Genomic DNA, 19232 nt, shown 5'->3' with positions numbered 1-19232 from the left:
GGCTCGGCGCGCCCCGCGCTACATATGCATCCACTGCGGCCAGACCTCCGACCACGGCGCCCGGGGCCGCGCGCACTTCCATACGGTGACATCGCGGGTGTTGTCGAGGAAGCCCAGCCGGGTGTCGACCCGCCCGACCGGTTCGAGGACGGCGAATTGGCCGCGTAACCGGTCCTCGTCACCGCCTACGCACAGCAGCGTGGTCGCGGAGTCCGGCGGCGGGCCGAAATACCCGAACCCGCGGGCCGGACTGTAGACACCGGGCAAATCCTCGCCCGCCAGCTGATCCAGCGCCCCCGCCTGCCAATAGCTTTTCGCTATCACCGCGGAATTGGCCCGCTCCTGTGGCGTCAACGCGCCCTGCGCGGCGACCACCGCGTCGGCGAGCTCGGGCCAGCCGAATTCGCCGTAGAGCCCGATCTGCATCGCCGCGTCCCGGTCTCCGGCGGGGGTCGCGATATCCTCGGGCGCCTGCCAGGGCGTGGACACCAGCACCACCGCCACCGATAGCGCGGCCAGCACGGAGCCCGATCCGAGCAGTGCCCGGCGCCGCCACCGCGAGGTGGCCCGATGTACCGCGGCGGTGGCCGCCACCGCGCCCGCCGCGATCATCACCCCGTACATGCCGGCCACGTAGTACATCCGGCCACCCGAGACGAGGAAGATCACCACCAGCAGCAGGGTCGTGACGCCGAGGAAGCGATAGGGCCGCAACGCGGAATGCCGCAGCAGCGCCCAGACGCCGTAGCACAGCAGGACCGCGCCCAGCACGCCCGCGACGACCACGGCCAGCGGGACGAAGGCCACCGGCCCGCCCACATACTGCTGCTCCTCCCGGACCACCGCGCCCAGCGCCAGCTGAGGCCAGCCGTTGCGCGCCTGCCAGAGCAGTGCGGGCAGCGAGACCAGCAGCACTCCGAGACCGCCCACCCAGAGCAGCGGCCGGCGCACCAGTTCGCGCGGGCCGAACACCAGGGAACCGGCGATCACGGCCAGCCAGAAGAAGGGAATCAGCCATTTGACCTGCATATCGACGGCGGTAACGGCGGCCGCGGCCAGCAGCAGGCCGTCGCGGCGTGTTCGCACCCAGCGCACCACGAAGAAGGTGATCAGCACCCACAGCGCCGTATCGACCGCGTTGGTGGACAGATTCTTGGCCTGCAGCAGCAGGAAGGGCGAGGTCGCGTACCCGAGGGCGGTGAGCACCTGGGCGCCGCGGCCGCCGCCGAGTTCCCGGGCGATCAGGGCGCTCACCACGATCGCGAGTACCGCGAGCACGATGGCCGGCGCCCGCAGCGCGACCAGCGAACCGGGCGCGGCCGAATCCATCAGCCAGGCCAGCACCGGCAGCACCGGCCCCTGGTCGGCGTAACCGGACGACAGCCGGCGGCCCGCCGCCAGGAAGTACAGCTCGTCGCCGAAATACCCGTAGCGGGTCGCCGAGGCCACCAGCACGATCACGGCGACGGCGGCGACGGAGAGCACCGGAACGGTCGCGAACGGGCGGACGGCGGGCGGATCCGGGCGCGGCGGGCCGGTGATCGGTGTGGTCACGAACGCTCCTGAGACAACGGGTACGCCCTCGAAAGTATCCGGCGCGCACCCGCATTGCCGTCCCCCTGCCGGACGATCCGGCATACCTCCCCCGGCGTACGCGGATACCGCCCGGAGTCGTGCGCGACCGGCCGCGCACAGGCCAGGGGCCGCGCTCCGAGAGAAGCGCGGCCCCTGTGTTCGTGGGGTACCGGTAGCGGTTACAGGTACTGCCCCGTATTGGATTCGGTATCGATCGCCCGGCTCGCGCTGGCGTTCTTCCCGGTGACCAGCGTGCGGATGTAGACGATCCGCTCGCCCTTCTTACCCGAGATACGGGCCCAGTCATCGGGATTCGTGGTGTTGGGCAGGTCCTCGTTCTCGGAGAACTCGTCCACGATCGAATCGTAGAGATGCTGGATCCGCAGACCCGGGTTGCCGGTGTCGAGCACCGCCTTGATGGCGTACTTCTTGGACCGGTCCACGATGTTCTGGATCATGGCGCCGGAGTTGAAGTCCTTGAAGTACAGGACCTCCTTGTCACCGTTGGCGTAGGTGACCTCCAGGAAGCGGTTGTCCTCGCTTTCCGCGTACATCCGGTCCACCACCCGCTCGATCATCGCGCGGATGCAGGCCACCTTGTCGCCGTTGAACTCGGTCAGATCGTCGGCGTGCAGCGGCAGATACTCGGTGAGGTACTTCGAGAAGATGTCCTGCGCCGATTCGGCGTCCGGCCGCTCGATCTTGATCTTCACGTCCAGGCGGCCGGGCCGCAGGATCGCGGGATCGATCATGTCCTCACGGTTGGAGGCGCCGATGACGATGACGTTCTCGAGGCCTTCCACACCGTCGATCTCACTCAGCAACTGCGGCACCACGGTGGTTTCCACGTCCGAGGAGACACCGGAACCGCGGGTGCGGAAGATCGAGTCCATCTCGTCGAAGAACACGATCACCGGGGTGCCCTCGGACGCCTTCTCGCGCGCCCGCTGGAAGATGATCCGGATATGGCGTTCGGTCTCGCCCACGAACTTGTTCAGCAGCTCGGGACCCTTGATGTTGAGGAAGTAGGACTTCGCTTCCTTGGCGTCCTCACCGCGGGCCTCGGCGATCTTCTTGGCCAGCGAGTTGGCCACCGCCTTGGCGATGAGCGTCTTACCGCAGCCGGGCGGGCCGTAGAGCAGGACACCCTTGGGCGGACGCAGCGCGTATTCGCGGAACAGGTCCTTGTGCAGGAACGGCAGCTCCACGGCGTCGCGGATCTGCTCGATCTGCCGGCCCAGGCCGCCGATATCGTTGTATCCGACATCGGGGACCTCTTCGAGGACCAGATCCTCGACCTCGGCCTTGGGGATCCGCTCGAAGGCGAATCCGGCCTTGGTGTCGACCAGCAGCGAATCCCCCGGACGCAGTTTGCGCACGGGCGAATCGGGATCCTCCAGATCGTCGGCATCGGCGAGTTTGACCAGCGGGCCGGAGAGCCAGACCACTCGTTCCTCGTCGGCATGCCCCACCACGAGGGCACGGCGTCCGCCGTCGAGGACCTCGCGCAGGGTGCCGATCTCCCCGATTGCGTCGAAGTTACCGGCCTCGACGACGGTCAGGGCCTCGTTGAGGCGGACGGTCTGCCCGTAGGCCAGGGTCGACGTCTCGATGTTCGGCGAGCAAGTCAACCGCATCTTGCGGCCGGAGGTGAAGACGTCGACGGTCTGATCCTCGTAGACACCGATCAGAATCCCGTAACCGCTGGGCGGCTGACCGAGACGGTCGACCTCCTCACGCAGCGCGACGAGTTGCTGCCGCGCCTCCTTCAGGGTATCCATCAGCTTGGTGTTGCGAATGGTCAGCGAATCGATACGGGCTTCCAATTCCCGTGAGCGATCCGGTGAGTCGGCGAGTTGCCTCCGGAGTGCAGCCGCTTCGGCGCGTACTGCCTCGAGTTCTCTCCAGGCCGCCGAATCCGAATTCTCGATGGGGCTCATGTGCTGCTCCTCCCAGTCCCGGTCTATCAACGCTACCGGGCGCGACCCGTTTGCGCTGTCCGACATGATTTCGTCGTGATCACATATGGTCCGCGGCCACGCGCTGGTCAAACCATGTTAGCCTGCCCTAACCCACATTCGGTGGGCGTTCTCACCGACTAGCCGAAAGGTTGCCAGTTATGCACCTTCCCGCACGGAGACTGCGGTTGTCCCGGGTCGCCGCGGCGACAGCCGCGACCGTCGCCCTCGCGGTGGGACTCACGGCATGCGGGTCCGACGACGACAGCTCCGGTGCCACCGCGACCAGTGCGGTGACCAGCGGCGCCGCCACGACGAGCGCTGCCGGGGACGGTCACGACCACGATCACGGTGAACCCGCGGACGCGCCCACCGCGGAGAGCCTACAGGCCGGTCTCGAGGCCTTCGTCAACCCGGATGTGCCGGTGGACGACAAGGTGGCCCTGGTGGTCGACGGGGACCAGCGCCGCGACCTGTTCGAGCAGCTCAACGCCAAACTGCAGACCTATCGCGGCATCACCTTCGAGGTCACCGGCATCGCGGTCGACGGTGATACCGCCACCGCCCAGACCACCATCACCAGCCCACGGGGCTACAGCGCCCCGCCGGACGAGTTCACCTGGCAGCACCAGGACGATTCCTGGAAACTGTCCGACGCCGACGCGTGCGTCCTGTTCGGCTTCGCCCAGATTCCCTGCAACGCGGCGTAGCGACGACCGGTCCGGCGGGACCGTGGACCGGCGCACCCGCGCCGCCACGGTCCCGCCGCCGTTTCGCGGACCGGTGGCCCGCGCGGCCCCTCAGCCCTTCGACGGCCGCCGCTGCGGCTTGGGGGTCACCACACCCTCGGCCAGCCGCCGCGCGCTCACCAGGAAGGCCGTATGGCCCTGCATCCGGTGTTCCGGGCGCACCGCCAGGCCCACCACGTGCCAGCCGCGCACCATCGACTCCCAGGACCGCGGTTCGGTCCAGCACTGCTGGTCACGGAGCGCCTCCACCACCTTGGAGAGCTGCGTCACAGTAGCGACGTAGACCAGGAGCACGCCGCCGGGGACCAGCGCCTTCGCGACCGCCGGGAGGGCGTCCCAGGGGGCGAGCATATCCAGCACCACCCGGTCCACCTGCCCCTCGTAGTCCGCGACATCGCCGACCGTCAGCTCCCAGTTCGCAGGCCGCTCGCCGAAGAACCGCTCCACGTTGCGCACCGCGTGCTCGGCGTGATCGTCGCGGATCTCGTAGGACACCACCGACCCCTGCGGGCCCACCGCGCGCAGCAGTGAGCAGGTCAGCGCGCCCGAACCCGCGCCGGCCTCGAGCACCCGCGCGCCGGGGAACATATCGCCCTCGTGCACGATCTGCGCCGCGTCCTTGGGGTAGATCACCGCCGCGCCGCGCGGCATGGACATCACGTAGTCGGTCAGCAGCGGGCGCAGGGCCAGGTACGGGGTGCCGTTGTTGGAGTGCGCGAGCGTGCCCTCCTCCGCACCGATCAGCTCGTCGTGGGAGATGGCGCCGCGGTGGGTGTGGAACTGCTTCCCCGGCTCCAGCAGCACCGTGTACAACCTGCCCTTGGCGTCGGTCAGCTGCACCCGGTCGCCGACGACGAATGGCCCGGTCCGTCTGGCCGTCATGGATCTCCGTTCCGCGATTCCGTCCACGCCCGGGCCCGATGGCACCGCGCGCGAGCACCCGTGTCGGTGCCGCCGGATAGCCTGCCAGGTATGTCGGCGCCCCCGAGCACACCCCCGGCGAGTCGCGATCCCGGTTCCGTCCCGCGATCCGCTCGTCCCGCGCTGTCCCCTTCGCGCGCAGCGGATTTCAAACAGTGCCCGCTGAAGTACCGGCTCCGGACCATCGACCGGATCCCGGAGCCGCCCTCCCGCCAGGCCGTACGCGGCACCGTGGTGCACGCCGTGCTGGAGGAGTTGTACGCGCTGCCCGCGGCCGACCGCGATCCCGATCACGCGCTGGCGCTGGCCGGCCCCGCCTGGGAGCGGGTACTCGGCGAACAGCCCGAGGCGGCGGAGGTCCTCGACGGTGAATCCGGGCCGGAGGCCTTCCTGGAGGAGGTGCGCGCGCTGGTGCGCACGTACTACCGCCTCGAGGATCCCCGCCGCTTCGAACCCGAATCGTGCGAGACCAGGCTCGAGGTCGAACTCCCCGGCGGCCCGCCGCTGCGCGGTTTCGTCGACCGCATCGACGTCGCGCCCACCGGCGAGCTGCGGGTGGTGGACTACAAGACCGGCCGCTCCCCCGGCCCCACCCGCGAGACCCGCGCCCTGTTCCAGCTGAAGTTCTACGCCCTGATGCTGCTGCGCACCCGCGGTGTGCTGCCCGCCCAGCTGCGGTTGATCTACCTGGCCGACGCCCAGCTGCTCACCTACGCCCCCGACGAAGACGAACTGCTCCGCTTCGAACGCACCCTCGCCGCCCTCTGGCAGGCGGTGCGAACGGCCGGCGACACCGGAGATTTTCCACCGAATCCGGGTTGGCTGTGTGATTACTGCGCCTACAAACGGCTCTGCCCGGCGTTCGACGGAACCCCGCCCCCGTACCCCGGCTGGCCCGGCGACGCGGAATCCGGCGCCGAAACCCACGCGGAATCGGTATCGGATCGTGTTCTGGAAGCCGACCCCGCAGACGCCCTCTGAGCCGCACGGGCAGTCTTCCGCGTCCAGGAACACTTCGCGCGCCGCCCCCGACATCCCCGGAATCGGCCCAAATCCCCAACCCCACCGCCACCAACGACCCCGCAACCACCGCCACACGGCAGAACTCGATCAGAGCGAACTCCACCGTCGCGGATCACCCGTCCCGTGCGACCGACCCCAACGAGCCCCACAAAAGGTTCGGCCCGCGTCGGCTGTCAGCGCTCGAAGCGCATGTGGCGAAGCCACGAGTCTCGAGCGCTGACAGCCGACGCTCAGGAGGGCCGAACCTCGAGCGGCGGAGCCGCTCCAAAGTTTCAGAACGCCCGGCAGGATCTGATGTCGGTGGCGAGGATGGCGCGGGCGCCCAGTTCGGCCAGCCGGTCCATCAGCTCGTTGCCCTTGCGCCGGGGTACCAGGGCCCGGACGGCCACCCAGCCGGGATCGGCCAGCGGCGCCACCGTCGGTGATTCCAGCCCCGGGGTGAGTTTCGCGGCAGCCTCGAGCAGGCTCTTGGGGCAGTCGTAGTCCAGCATCAGATACTGCTGAGCGAACACCACGCCCTTGACCCTGGCTATCAGCTGGTTACGGGCGCGGTCGCGCTGGTCGGAGTCGGATTGTTCGATCAGCACGGCCTCGGAGTCGCAGAGTGAGTCGCCGAAGGCCACCAGGTTGTGCTGGCGCAGCGTCCGGCCGGAGCCGACCACATCGGCGATGGCGTCGGCCACGCCGAGCTGGATGGAGATCTCCACGGCCCCGTCGAGCCGGATGACCTCGGCCTCGATACCGCGGCGGGACAGATCGGCGAGCACCAGGTTCGGGTAGGAGGTGGCGATCCGCTTGTCCTGCAGATCCTCGACCTTCCAGTCCTGGCCCTGCGGGGCGGCGTAGCGGAAGGTGGAGCCGCCGAACCCGAGCGAGAGCCGTTCCTGGACCGGGGCCCCGGAGTCGAGGGCGAGGTCGCGGCCGGTGATACCGAGGTCGAGTTCGCCGGAGCCGACGTAGATGGCGATGTCCTTGGGCCGCAGGAAGAAGAACTCCACCTGGTTGGCCGGATCCAGCACGGTGAGATCGCGGGAGTCGGTGCGTTTGCGGTAGCCGGCCTCGGTGAGGATGGCGGTCGCGGATTCGGAGAGTGCGCCCTTGTTGGGGACTGCGACGCGCAGCATGGGTGGTCCTTTCGGAGTCGGGGAACGGTCGGGGCGTCTACAGATGTCGGTAGACGTCCTCCAGCCGCAGCCCGCGGCCCACCATCAGCACCTGCACCCAGTACAGCAGCTGGGAGATCTCCTCGGCGAGCGCGTCGTCGCCTTCGTGTTCGGCGGCCAGCCACACCTCACCGGCCTCCTCCAGCACCTTCTTGCCCTGGGTATGGACGCCCGCGTCCAGTGCGGCGACGGTACCCGACCCCGCGGGTCGGGTGGCAGCGCGATCCTGGAGCTCGGCGAACAGGGCCTCGAAAGTCTTCACGGCAGGTCATTGTTTCAGACCCCCGTGCCGGGCCTCCGCCCGAGTGCGCGCCGCTGTGTCGTGGCACGCATCCGAGCGGAGGACACCGGGTGTCAGCCCGCCGCGAACAGGGCTTCCAGTTCGGCCACCGCGGTGCGCAGATGCCCGGCGAAGGTGTGCATCTCACCGGCCACCGCGGTCGGGGTGGCCAGGTAGAGGTTCCACCGGTCCGGCAGCAGCACATAGGCGACGCCGATGCATTTCGGGCTGGTGGAGCCGAAACCGAAGTAGCGGATGTTCACCGACGGCGCCGAGCTGGTGCTCAGGTAGTCGTCGCGCAGTACGGTCCAGCCTGGGCTGGAGTACAGCGGGATCGGATCGGTGACGCCCAGTTCGGCGCCGCGGCGCCGCTGGATCCATTCGAGTTCCCACAGATGCTGTTCGGGGGCCTCGCCGGTCTGGCACTGTTTGGCCCGCGCCACATGCGCGCCGGCGGCCGCGCGGGCGGCGGCCAGTTTGGCCGCGTCGTCGGCGGCCGGATCCTGCATGATGTCGGCGAAGGCCACCATTTCCGGCGTCACGACCCGCATGGCCTCGGTGCGGCCGTTGCGGTATTGCCGGGTCGCGATGGATTCGTAGGTGGCCCCGGTGAGGCCCTTACTGCGCCGGTGCGCGAGCTGATAGCTCAGCTGGGCGAACGCGTCCGGGGAGATGCCGAGCTGTTTGGCGCGGGTGGTACCGAAATCCTCGAACGACACCGTGAGCGTGGCGTTGTCCGCGGCATACTGCGCGAAGGCCTCGCCCGCCGCCACGACCGCCGCCCGCTGCGCGGCGTCGAGCCGGAACTCCAGCTGTTCGGTCGGGGGCAGCCCCTGGCCGCGGGCGCCCGAGCGCTGCGCGTGTTCGGCGACCGGGGTCTCGAGCAGCGCGTCGACGAAGGACAGGATGGTGGTGCCGTCCAGACCGCAGTGTTCGACGTTGATACCGGTCTGACCGTCCGCGAACACGATGAACGACACCGATTTGTCGAACCAGCGGTTGGCGCTGTCCCCGTGCAGCAGGGTGTCGGAGGCGTGCTGTTCGTCGCGGGGGGCGAAATCCTCGAGGCAGACGCAGAACAGCGCGGTTTCGATCGTATCGAGGGTGGCGGCGTTGTCCGGGTCGGCGAGCAGTTCGGCGCGGGCGCGGGCCCAGTCGGCGCGGGCCGCGGTCGTCAGCTGTCCGACGCTGGTTCCGGCGGGCGCCGGTTCGGTCGCCGATTTGAGGATCGCGCACAGGCCGCCGGTCAGGTCTTCGGGGGCGTAGGGATCACCGTCGGGACCGAGCACCTCCATCCGGAAGATACTGCCGCGATGCAGGACCAGGATGTGGCGCGCGGCCGAGGGCCCCGGCCATTCGTCGGTGTAGGGCACCCGCACGGTGTCCTGTTCGACCCCCGGGATCCGGGTTTCGGAGAACAGGTACTTGTTCTGCCACATGGACAGTCGCTGCCCGCGCTGGGTGACCGGCGGGATCCGCTCCTGATCGAGAGCCAGTTTGTAGTCGACGGCGGCCGCGACGAGAGCCGCGCCCCGCTCCGCCTGATCGGCCGCGGTGGACGCGGCGAGCGGGGTGTCGTCGCGGAACAGGAAGAAGAAGTTGGCGTTCAGCGCGATCCGGTCCCGCCGGCCCAGATACCGCGACGGCCAGAACCGGTCCAGCCAGCTGCCCACCCCGGGGGTCGCGTCGTAGTCGCGCAGCTCCCGGTTCAGCACCTGCCCGGCGCCCCCGGGCCGCAGCAGGTCGGTCACGGCCTCTTCGGTCGCGGCCAGTTCCGCGGCGGTCAGCAGGGGTGCGCACCATTCGAGAAAGCGGGCGGCACTGTCCTCCAGGGTCGGCAGCGGCACCCTGGGCAGGGTGTCTTCGGCGGCGAAGGTGGGTTCGGTCAAGTCGGTTTCTCCGGTTCGGTCGTTCTCGCTCGGTCGTCGGACGGTGCCCGGCGCGGTCACCCGGTGGGACGGGGCGCCGAAAGCGGCCGGGACACATAGAGATTGGCATACAGCCTGCCCTCGTCCTCGAGACCGGCGGTCGCGAGGCCCTGGGTGGCCAGCGTATCGAGCACCTGCTCCCGTTCGGACGCCGAGGCGAATCGGCGCTGGGCGAACTCACCGGGGATCCGTTCGGTGCGGTAGCCGAGCGCCTCGAGCTCCGCCTCGATCGGTCCGAAACCGTACATGCGCAGCACGAAATGCGCCATCCAGGGGCGGCGTTCGGGGTGTGCGGTGGCGACGCGGACGATCGTCTTCTCGGTGACGTAGCCGATACAGCCGGTGGAGACGACCAGATCGGCGGAGGCGAGGAGCTCGCGCTGTTCGTCGCTGGGATCGGTGGCCTCGAGGTCGGCGTGCACGATCGCGTCCAGCAGCCCCGCGGCGCGCGCGTATTCCAGGGCCGGCTCCGAAGCGTCCATACCCAGGAAACGCACCCCGGGCAGCGCGTCCGCACCGGCCAGGCGGGCCCGGTCACGGTCGATCAGCTCCTGCGTCCGCGCGGTGGACCCGGCATAGGACCCGGTCAGATCCGCGAGCGTGGTGTCCAGCCGCAGCAGTGCCGCGTTCACCCCGTAGGAGCAGCCGATATCCAGTACCGCCGGCGCCACGCCGGTGGCGCGGTGGTAGTCGGCGATCTGCGCGCGCAGATGCGGTTTCGCCAGCTCCGGAATGCGATAGTCCAGCTCCGACATCCGCGCGTAGTAGTCGCGGGGGTCCGGTCTCGAGTAGATGTCGTCGAAGGATGCTTTCCCGGTGGTGTGCAACGGCACGGGCACGGTGTGTTCCTCTCGGTCGCGCTGTACCTACTCGATCGGATATCCGATCAATCGAGTAGCCGGTCACCCCGGACGGCGTCGGCCGCCGCGAGGTGTTCCGGGAGCACCCGCCCGAAGAGCTGGCGGGTGCGTTCCACGGTGCCGATGACACCGGGCCGGTCACTGTAGGCGAAGATCGCCGTATGCCGGGGGGTCTCACCGCGCACCGGTGACACCCGGTGCAGTGAGAACCTCCCCTGGAACAGCTGCAGATCGCCGGGGCGCAGTTCCAGCCGCCGGACGAGGCGTTCACCGGTCCCGGTGAGGACCGCGTGCACATCGGTGAGATTCTCCGTCCGGGGCGACCGGATCCCCGGGCAGTATTCGAAGACTCCCCCGGATTCCGGGCTCGCGGTGAGCATGCTGACGGTGAACTCGTTGGTATCGAAATGCCACGGGTGGGAGTTGCCGGGCGCGACCACGTTGAGCACGAGACCGGCCAGCGGGTCGGCGAATTCGTGCAGTCGCTCGTGGCCGAAGCAGTCGGCGAGGAAGCGCTGGAACGCGGCGTCGGTGTAGAGACGGTGGATCAGCGCGCCGGGCGGGATGCGGTCGCGGGGCACGAACGCGTTGCCCCGTTCGAAGATGATCCGGCCCGGATGGTCCGCGGGCAGTTCGGTATCCAGCGGAATGTTGTAGGCGTTGACCAGTTCGGTGCGGTAGTAGGCGTGCGGCGCCATCTCCGCACCCTGGGTACCGAGCAGGGCGTGCAACTCCGGCCGGATGAACTCGCGCAGGACGGTACAGCCGTCCTCGGCCAGATCGGCCCGGGCCGCCGCGACCGCGTCACGCCGGGCGGGCGCGCCGGTATCGGCGATCGGGTAGCGGGAGGTATCGACGATCTCGTCCAAGGTCACCGTGGCGGCCATGGCGATATTGTTATCGGACCCGGTGGCGACACGCCCGGCAATCAGCGGAGATAACTGGTGAGTCCGGTCACGGACCGCTCGGTCTTGTTGATTCGCACCAGTATTCGCGCGTCCGGCTTGTCGATATCTACGAAGTCGCGGCCGAAATAGGGCCGGTGATCCGATGTTTCGACGTCAATGGGCCGGCGACCCACCGACCGATTCGCCCGCCATCACCCGCTCGGCAACCGCCAGCACCTCGTCGAGATCGGCCCGGGTCAGCCCTTCCAGGCCGTCGCGGTGCACCCGGGCCGGATGTGGGGCGACCGGAATCTCGCAGGGCACCACCAGTACGCCGCACCCCGCCGCCGCGGCGGCGGCCACCCCGGTCGCCGAATCCTCGATGGCCACACAATCACCGGCATCCACCCCGAGCAGCCGCGCCGCGCGCAGATAGACCGCCGGATCGGGTTTTCCGTGCGGCACCTCGTCACCGCAGACCGAGACCTCGAACCGGTGCCGGCCCAGCGTGTCGAGAGCCAGTTCGGTGAGCGACCGCTTGGTGTTGGTCACCAGGGCACACCGCAGACCGGCCGCGCGCACCATATCCAGCGCTTCGGCCGCCCCCGGACGCCACGGAATCGGCCCGGTCATGAGTTCGGTGACCCGGCGTTCCAGGAACTCCCCCGCCGCCCGTACGGCCGCGGGCTCCGGCTCGACCCCGAGTTCGGTGAACATGATCCGCAGCGCGTTCACCCCCGACGCCCCGATCAGCGCGTGCCGGATCTCCCGGGTCATCTCCCGGCCCAGCTCCCGCGCCAGTTCGTGGACGCCGATATCCCACAGCTTCTCCGAATCGAGCAGGGTGCCGTCCATATCCCAGAGCACTCCGGCGAGGCGGCCCATGCGCTCACACCACCTGCGAGGCGTTGATCAGCAGCTGCCCGTTGCCCGGCACCACCTGGAAGGACCGGTTCTCCGACTGCACCGACCCGTCGCGCATGGTGTAGGTGACGGTGGCGACCACGGTATCGTTGCCCGCCGGCCGCACCGAACCGATACTCACCCCGCCGATGGTCGACCAGAAGCCGGAGTAGTCGGAGAAACCGCCGGTGGAGGCCTGGTATCCGGGGGTCAGCTGCGCCCACGCGGCGGACGGGTTGCCGGGGAGCAGACCGTAGTAGCCGCGCACGAACTGCTCCACCCGCGCCGGGGTGGGCGGACCGGTTTCGGTGGTCGTGGCCGGAGCGGTCGTGGTGGCCGAGGGCCGGGTGGTCTCGGCAGCGGCGTCCGTGGACTCGGGCGCCGGGGCGAGCGCCTGGCTGGTTCCCGGGTCACCCGCGACGGTATCGCCGGGTTCGTCGCCGCCGTTGGCCAGTACGAGGCCGATGACCACCACCAGGATCAACGCCGCCGCACCGGCGAGTACCGCGATCCTGGTCCGGCCGCCCGAACCTCCCGACCCGGCCGGTGCGGGCGCCCGCGGCGGCACCGGAGTGGCCGGTGGGACGCCGCCGCCGGCAGGACCGGCGGCCGGAGTTCGGAACGCGGGCGCGGCGGCGGCCGGAGCGGCGGCGCGGGCCGGCGCACCGGCGGAACCGGATTCGGCGGGACGACCGGTCTCCGGGGTGGCGGCCGCATAGCCCGCGGGCAGCACCTTGGTGGCCGACGACGGCGCCGGAGCGGGCGCGGCGGCGGGTTGCGGGGCGCGGCCGGCGGCCACGTCCTCGAGCATGACGCGGGCCTCGTCCATCGTCGGGCGGGTCTCGGCCTCGGTCTCGAGCAGCCGCATGAGCACCGGTCCCAGGGCACCGGCGTCGGCGGGCGGTTCGACCCGGCCACCGGCGACCGCGTGCAGCACCGCCAGCGGGTTGTCGCCGTCGCCGAACGGCGGACGGCCGGTATTGGCGTGATAGAGGGTCGAGCCCAGCGCGAAGACATCCGAGGGCGATTTCGGTTCCTCGCCGCGGGCGACCTCGGGAGCCAGGTAGGCCGGGGTGCCGGCGAGAAAACCGGTGGCGGTGACGGTGACATCGCCGGTGGCGCGCGAAATCCCGAAATCGGTGATCTTCACCGTGCCGTCATCGCCGACCAGCAGGTTCGCCGGTTTCACGTCGCGGTGCACGATTCCGGCGTCATGGGCGGCGGCCAGCGCGGCGGCCGCCTGGGCCCCGATCCGCGCGACCTCGAGCGGACCCATGGTGCCGTCGAGGTTGAGCCGGCTGGCCAGACTGGGCGCGTTCATGTATTCCATGACGAGCCAGGGCTGTCCGTCCTCGTCCGCGACATCGAAGACGGAGATGGCGTTGGGGTGGTGCAGGCGTGCGGCGATCCGGCCCTCGCGCAGCGCGCGTTTGCGCGCCTCGGCGGTCTGCTGCGCGGTCAGGTTGGGGCCGAGCAGCACCTGTTTGACCGCGACGGTGCGCTGCAACCGGATATCGAGCGCCCGCCAGACGACCCCCATCGCGCCGGTGCCGATGGGATCCGTGAGCCGATACCGTCCGGCGATCAGCCGATCCTTGGTCATGTGTTGTCGTGGCCCTTCTGCTCGCCGCCGAGTCGTCCAGCACTCCGCGCGTTCACAGGCGGCTGCCTACGGCTCCGCTCCGGTCCGGCGCCACCGGTCCCGGACCGCGTCGTCCGGATTTCTGGTTCGGCGGGAACCTCGGCGGAAATTCCCGGAAATCCTACGCTGCGGCACCCGGAACCCGTGCGGGCAGTGGACGATTGCCGAACCCGCGGAACCCCGTTCACCTGCGTATACCGCATCTGAAAGGCAGTACCCGGTATCCGGTGCGATCATCTGGTGATCACAATCACACCGGTCTCGGGTTTAATTCCGCTCAGACATTGAAGTATTTCGCCTCCGGATGCACCAGCACGAACGCGTCGGTCGACTGTTCGGGATGCAGCTGCAGTTCCTCGGACAGGGTCACGCCGAGCCGCCCGGCGTCGAGCAGGTCCACGAGTTTCGCGCGGTCCTCGAGATTCGGGCAGGCGCCGTAACCGAAGGAGTAGCGCGCCCCGCGGTAACCGAGGGCGAAGTACTCCGCGACGTCGGCCGGGTCGGATTCCGCGATCGCATGCCCGTCGAGGGTGAGCTCCTCACGGATCCGGCGGTGCCAGTACTCGGCCAGCGCCTCGGTGAGCTGTACCCCGATACCGTGCACCTCGAGATAGTCGCGGTAGTTGTCCGCGGCGAAGAGCTCGTTGGCGAAATCGGCGATCGGCTGCCCCATCGTCACCAGCTGGAACGGCAGCACGTCCACCTGCCCGGTTTCGCGCGCGCGCTCGTGCGAGCGCAGGAAATCGGCGACGCAGAGGAACCGGTCGCGCTGCTGGCGCGGGAAGGTGAAGCGGTACCGCACCGGCGCATCGGGTTCCGGTTCGGTGAGCACCAGGACGTCGTCGCCCTCGGAGACCGCCGGGAAGTACCCGTAGACCACCGCCGCGTGCTGCAGGACGCCCTCGGTGCTCAGCCGGTCCAGCCAGGCGCGCAACCGCGGTCGTCCGTCGGACTCCACCAGCTCCTCGTAGCTCGGCCCCTCACCACCGCGCTGCCCGCGAAGTCCCCACTGCCCCAGGAACAGGGCCCGCTCGTCGAGCAGGCCGGAGTATTCGTGCACCGGCAGGCCCTTGATCACCCGGGTGCCCCAGAACGGCGGCACCGGTACCGGCACATCGGCGGCCACATCCGAACGCTCCGGTACCTGCACCGGAGTCTCGGCGGCGCGCCGCTGTTCGGCGATGCGCTGCGAACGTTCGTGGCGGGCCTTGCGTTCGGCGGCCTTCTTCCGCGCCGCGACCGCCTCCGGGCTGTCGGGGTCGGGGCCCTCACCGCGTTTGCGGGCCATGATCTCGTCCATCAGCCGCAGGCCCTCGAACGCGTCGCGGGCGTAGTGCACATCGCCGTGGTAGACGTCGGTGAGATCGTTCTCGACGTAGGAGCGGGTGAGCGCGGCGCCGCCCAGCAGCACCGGGAACTGTTCGGCCATCCCGCGGGTGTTGAGCTCCTCCAGGTTCTCCTTCATCACCACCGTCGACTTCACCAGCAGCCCCGACATCCCGATCACATCGGCCTTCTTGTCCAGAGCGGCGTCGAGGATGCTCGCGATGGGCTGTTTGATGCCGAGGTTCACGACCTCGTAGCCGTTGTTGGACAGGATGATGTCCACCAGGTTCTTGCCGATATCGTGCACATCGCCCTTGACCGTGGCCAGCACCACGCGACCCTTACCGCTGTCGTCGGTGGCCTCCATATGCGGTTCGAGATGGGCCACGGCCGCTTTCATCACCTCGGCCGACTGCAGCACGAACGGCAGCTGCATCTGGCCGGAGCCGAACAGTTCGCCCACGGTCTTCATCCCCGACAGCAGGGTCTCGTTGATGATCCGCAGGGGCGGCACCTCCCGCATCGCCTCGTCCAGATCGGCGTCCATACCGTTGCGCTCACCGTCGACGATGCGCCGCTCCAGCCGCTCGAACAGCGGCAGCGCCGCCAATTCGTCGGCGCGCGAGGCGCGGGAATCGGCCGCCGACACGCCTTCGAAGAGCTGCATCAGCTTCTGCAGCGGGTCGTAGCCCTCGCGGCGGCGGTCGTAGACCAGATCCAGAGCGGTATCGCGCTGTTCGTCCGGAATCCGGCTGATGGGCAGGATCTTCGAGGCGTGCACGATGGCGCTGTCCAGCCCGGCCTGTACGCATTCGTGCATGAAGACCGAGTTCAGGACCTGCCGGGCGGCCGGGTTCAGGCCGAAGGAGATATTCGACAGGCCCAGCGTGGTCTGCACCTGCGGGTGCCGGCGTTTGAGTTCCCGGATGGCCTCGATGGTCTCGATGCCGTCGCGCCGCGACTCCTCCTGACCGGTGCCGAGGGTGAAGGTGAGGGTGTCGATGATGATATCGCCGACCTGGAGACCCCAGTTGCCGGTGATATCGGCGATCAGCCGTTCGGCGATGGCGACCTTGTGCTCGGCGGTGCGTGCCTGGCCCTCCTCATCGATGGTCAGCGCGACCACCGCGGCGCCGTGCTCGGCGACCAGGCTCATGGTTTGCTGGAACCGCGAGTCCGGGCCGTCGCCGTCCTCGAAGTTCACCGAGTTCACCGCGCAGCGCCCACCGAGGTGTTCCAGCCCGGCGCGCAACACCGGGGTCTCGGTGGAGTCGAGCATGATGGGCAGTGTGGACGCCGTGGCCAGCCGGGAGGCCAGTTCCGACATATCGACGCTGCCGTCGCGGCCCACGTAGTCGACGCACAGATCGAGCACATGGGCGCCGTCGCGGGTCTGGTCCTTGGCGATATCGAGGCATTTCGCCCAGTCCTGGGCGAGCATGGCCTCCCGGAACGCCTTCGATCCGTTGGCGTTGGTGCGTTCGCCGATCATCAGCACACTGGCGTCCTGCCGGAACGGCACCGCCGTGTACATACTGGATACGCTCGGCTCGGGTTCGGGCGACCGGCGCTGTCCGATCGGCGCGAGACCGGGCTCCACCTCGCGCACGGCCTCGGCGACCTGGCGGATATGTTCCGGGGTGGTGCCGCAGCAGCCGCCGACCAGGGCCAAGCCGTAGTCCGCGACGAACCCGCGCAGCGCGGCGGCCAGCTCTTCGGGGGTGAGCGGATATTCCGCCCCGTTGGCGCCCAGCACCGGCAGGCCCGCGTTCGGCATCACCGACACCGGGATCCGGGCGTGCTGGGAGAGGTAGCGCAGGTGTTCGCTCATCTCGTCCGGGCCGGTCGCGCAGTTGAGGCCGATCAGGTCGATACCCAGCGGTTCGAGCGCGGTCAGGGCCGCGCCGATCTCACTGCCCACGAGCATGGTGCCGGTGGTCTCCACGGTGACGTGGGTGATGATCGGAATCCGCCGCCCGGCGCGCTCCATCGCCGTCCGGGTCCCGTTGATCGCGGCCTTCACCTGCAGCAGGTCCTGGCAGGTCTCGATGAGCACGGCGTCGGCGCCGCCGTCGAGCATGCCCAGCGCGGCCTCGGTATAGGCATCGCGCAGGCTGACGTAGGGCGCGTGCCCGAGGGTCGGGAGTTTGGTACCCGGGCCCATCGAACCCAGGACATAGCGCGGCACGCCGTCGGCACCCGGGCCCATCTCGTCGGCGACCTCCCGGGCCAGCCGGGTGCCCTTCTCCGACAGGTCGCGGATACGGTCGGCGATATCGTAATCGGCGAGGTTGGGCAGGTTGCAGCCGAAGGTGTTGGTTTCCACGGCGTCGGCGCCGGCCTCGAAATAGGCCCGGTGGATATGCCGCAGTACCTCGGGACGGGTGTCGTTGAGGATCTCGTTGCACCCCTCCAGGCCGCGGAAATCGTCGAGTGTGAGATCCACGGCCTGCAACATGGTGCCCATGGCGCCGTCGCCGATCACGACACGCCGGCTCAGGGTATCGAGCAGCGTGGTGTCGAAGGCGGCGGGGCGGGAGGCAGACATGGATTCCAGAGTAGTGGGCGGCCCCACGGCGCCGTCGCCCCGCCGGACCCCCTGTGCGGGCGGCCACAGCGACTGCCCACCTCAGGTGGGCCCTTGCGACAGGCGCGACGGTACCGATACTGCGCGCCGGTTGCCACCTGCCCCGTAGGCTGGCAGGGGTGAGCTCGAGTGAATCTCCGGTGGATCGGGAAATGCCCGCACTGCGCGACCCGGTGCTCGTTGCCGCCTTCGAGGGCTGGAACGACGCCGGTGACGCCGCCAGCGGTGCGGTGGAGCATCTGGAGTTGATCTGGGATGCTCGGCCGCTGGCCGAGCTCGATTCCGAGGACTACTACGACTACCAGGTCAACCGCCCGATGGTGCGGCAGGTGGAGGGTGTCACCCGGGAGATCGTCTGGCCGGCGACCACGCTGTCGGTGTGCTCCCCGCCCGGCAGCGATCGCGATGTGGTGCTGCTGCGCGGTATCGAACCGAATATGCGGTGGCGGCGATTCTGCGCGGATCTGCTGGAGTTCATCGATCAGCTCGGTGTGCAGACGGTGGTCATCCTGGGGGCGTTGCTGGCGGATACCCCGCACACCCGCCCGGTGCCGGTGACCGGTTCGGCCTACAGCAAGGAGGCCGCCGAACGCTTCGATCTCGAGCAGACCCGCTACGAGGGCCCGACCGGGATCACCGGGGTGCTGCAGGACGAATGCGTGAAGGCCGGTATCCCGGCGGTGTCGTTCTGGGCGGCGGTACCGCACTACGTCTCGCAGCCGCCCAACCCGAAGGCGACGATCGCGCTGCTGCACCGGGTCGAGGAGGTCCTCGATATCGAGGTGCCGATGCGTGAACTCCCGCAGCAGGCCGAGGAATGGGAGTCGACGGTGAACGAGATGACCGTCGCCGACGAGGAGATCGCCGAATACGTCCGGTCGCTCGAGGAACGCGGCGACGCCGCGATCGATGTGAACGAGGCGATGGCCAAGATCGACGGGGATGCCATCGCCGCCGAGTTCGAGAAATATCTGCGCAGACGAGGACCCGGCGGCTTCGGTCGCTGAGGGGGGAACGCCGGGCCGCCGGGTCCTCGGTTCAGCCGGCCACCGACCAGATGCGGGCGGCGGCGTCACTGGCCAGTTTCGCGATGAGCAACTCGCGAGGAATCGTCTGGCCGGTGAGGTGATCGAGCGAGGGAACCACCACATGGTGGGCATCCGCTCGCAGGAGTTCCCGGGTCAGTTCTGCGAACGCCGTGCCGTCGCCCGCATGTGATTCATGGAAGGTCGCGGCGAAACACAGTCCTTGGGCATCGGCCAGGTCGCGTAGCGCGGCCTCCATATCGTCACCGTCGCCCGCGGCCAGATCGTCGCGTAAATACCCGTATACCAACGCTTCCACCCGAACCTCCTGAATCCTTCCCCACACGGGGCGGGGAACCATTTCCTGCTCCGGGATCTCCTCCCGCATTCGCGGGGGTGTTGCTT

At 69.1% G+C, this 19232-nt stretch carries 15 protein-coding genes; 3 read left to right on the top strand and 12 right to left on the bottom strand.

Features of this window, described 5'->3' with window-relative positions; translation table 11 throughout:
- Nucleotides 1-18: 18 nt before the first annotated feature.
- Together ACZ6SF_RS02600 and arc are read right to left on the bottom strand one after the other, a co-directional pair.
- Nucleotides 19-1554 (bottom strand): glycosyltransferase family 39 protein, encoded by a 1536-nt coding sequence (locus tag ACZ6SF_RS02600; RefSeq protein WP_466060102.1) that lies wholly within the window; start codon nt 1552-1554, stop codon nt 19-21.
- Nucleotides 1555-1754: 200 nt separating this feature from the next.
- On the bottom strand, nt 1755-3515 hold the full coding sequence (gene arc, locus ACZ6SF_RS02595) for a proteasome ATPase (RefSeq protein ID WP_466060100.1): 1761 nt from the start codon (nt 3513-3515) through the stop codon (nt 1755-1757).
- A 179-nt stretch (nt 3516-3694) separates the two neighbouring features.
- Between arc and ACZ6SF_RS02590 the strand changes: the two genes are divergently transcribed.
- Nucleotides 3695-4243 (top strand): WKL family lipoprotein, encoded by a 549-nt coding sequence (locus ACZ6SF_RS02590; protein WP_466060098.1) that lies wholly within the window; start codon nt 3695-3697, stop codon nt 4241-4243.
- Between the two features lie 90 nt (nt 4244-4333).
- Here the strand turns inward: ACZ6SF_RS02590 and ACZ6SF_RS02585 are convergent, their stop codons facing one another.
- Nucleotides 4334-5164, bottom strand: a complete 831-nt coding sequence (locus ACZ6SF_RS02585; protein ID WP_466060097.1) for a tRNA (adenine-N1)-methyltransferase — start codon at nt 5162-5164, stop codon at nt 4334-4336.
- 90 nt (nt 5165-5254) lie between these two features.
- Here ACZ6SF_RS02585 and ACZ6SF_RS02580 point away from each other — a divergent pair, with 90 nt between their 5' ends.
- Nucleotides 5255-6184 carry a RecB family exonuclease gene (locus ACZ6SF_RS02580; RefSeq protein WP_466060095.1) on the top strand — a complete coding sequence of 310 codons (930 nt, stop codon included), beginning with the start codon at nt 5255-5257 and terminating at the stop codon, nt 6182-6184.
- Nucleotides 6185-6498: 314 nt separating this feature from the next.
- On the opposite strand, the gene hisG is transcribed toward ACZ6SF_RS02580, so the two are convergent.
- The 8 genes from hisG to metH all read right to left on the bottom strand — a co-directional run bounded on the left by hisG (nt 6499) and on the right by metH (nt 17763).
- The gene (hisG, locus tag ACZ6SF_RS02575; protein WP_466060093.1) at nt 6499-7350 is read right to left on the bottom strand and encodes an ATP phosphoribosyltransferase; all 852 of its coding nucleotides are present in this window, start codon (nt 7348-7350) and stop codon (nt 6499-6501) included.
- A gap of 37 nt (nt 7351-7387) precedes the next feature.
- Nucleotides 7388-7651 (bottom strand): phosphoribosyl-ATP diphosphatase, encoded by a 264-nt coding sequence (locus ACZ6SF_RS02570; protein WP_280413708.1) that lies wholly within the window; start codon nt 7649-7651, stop codon nt 7388-7390.
- A 92-nt stretch (nt 7652-7743) separates the two neighbouring features.
- The gene (locus ACZ6SF_RS02565; RefSeq protein ID WP_466060091.1) at nt 7744-9558 is read right to left on the bottom strand and encodes a choline/carnitine O-acyltransferase; all 1815 of its coding nucleotides are present in this window, start codon (nt 9556-9558) and stop codon (nt 7744-7746) included.
- A gap of 56 nt (nt 9559-9614) precedes the next feature.
- Complete coding sequence (locus ACZ6SF_RS02560; protein WP_466060089.1) at nt 9615-10436, bottom strand: class I SAM-dependent methyltransferase; 822 nt, start codon at nt 10434-10436, stop codon at nt 9615-9617.
- Between the two features lie 47 nt (nt 10437-10483).
- On the bottom strand, nt 10484-11344 hold the full coding sequence (locus ACZ6SF_RS02555) for a HalD/BesD family halogenase (protein WP_466060088.1): 861 nt from the start codon (nt 11342-11344) through the stop codon (nt 10484-10486).
- A gap of 174 nt (nt 11345-11518) precedes the next feature.
- On the bottom strand, nt 11519-12229 hold the full coding sequence (locus tag ACZ6SF_RS02550; RefSeq protein WP_466060086.1) for an HAD family hydrolase: 711 nt from the start codon (nt 12227-12229) through the stop codon (nt 11519-11521).
- A gap of 4 nt (nt 12230-12233) precedes the next feature.
- Complete coding sequence (locus ACZ6SF_RS02545; RefSeq protein ID WP_466060084.1) at nt 12234-13850, bottom strand: serine/threonine-protein kinase; 1617 nt, start codon at nt 13848-13850, stop codon at nt 12234-12236.
- Between the two features lie 316 nt (nt 13851-14166).
- Nucleotides 14167-17763 carry a methionine synthase gene (gene metH / locus ACZ6SF_RS02540; RefSeq protein ID WP_466060082.1) on the bottom strand — a complete coding sequence of 1199 codons (3597 nt, stop codon included), beginning with the start codon at nt 17761-17763 and terminating at the stop codon, nt 14167-14169.
- A 158-nt stretch (nt 17764-17921) separates the two neighbouring features.
- On the opposite strand from metH, the gene ACZ6SF_RS02535 reads away from it, so the two are divergent.
- Entirely contained in the window at nt 17922-18809 is an 888-nt protein-coding gene (locus ACZ6SF_RS02535; protein ID WP_449996963.1) for a PAC2 family protein, read from the top strand.
- A gap of 31 nt (nt 18810-18840) precedes the next feature.
- Here ACZ6SF_RS02535 and ACZ6SF_RS02530 read toward each other — a convergent pair whose 3' ends face one another.
- Nucleotides 18841-19146 carry a hypothetical protein gene (locus ACZ6SF_RS02530; RefSeq protein WP_357426573.1) on the bottom strand — a complete coding sequence of 102 codons (306 nt, stop codon included), beginning with the start codon at nt 19144-19146 and terminating at the stop codon, nt 18841-18843.
- Nucleotides 19147-19232: the final 86 nt, after the last annotated feature.

The sequence above is a fragment of the Nocardia sp. NPDC049935 genome (assembly GCF_055586645.1).
Note: the sequence above shows the minus strand (reverse complement) of the source record. Positions and strands in the feature narration are given on the sequence as shown.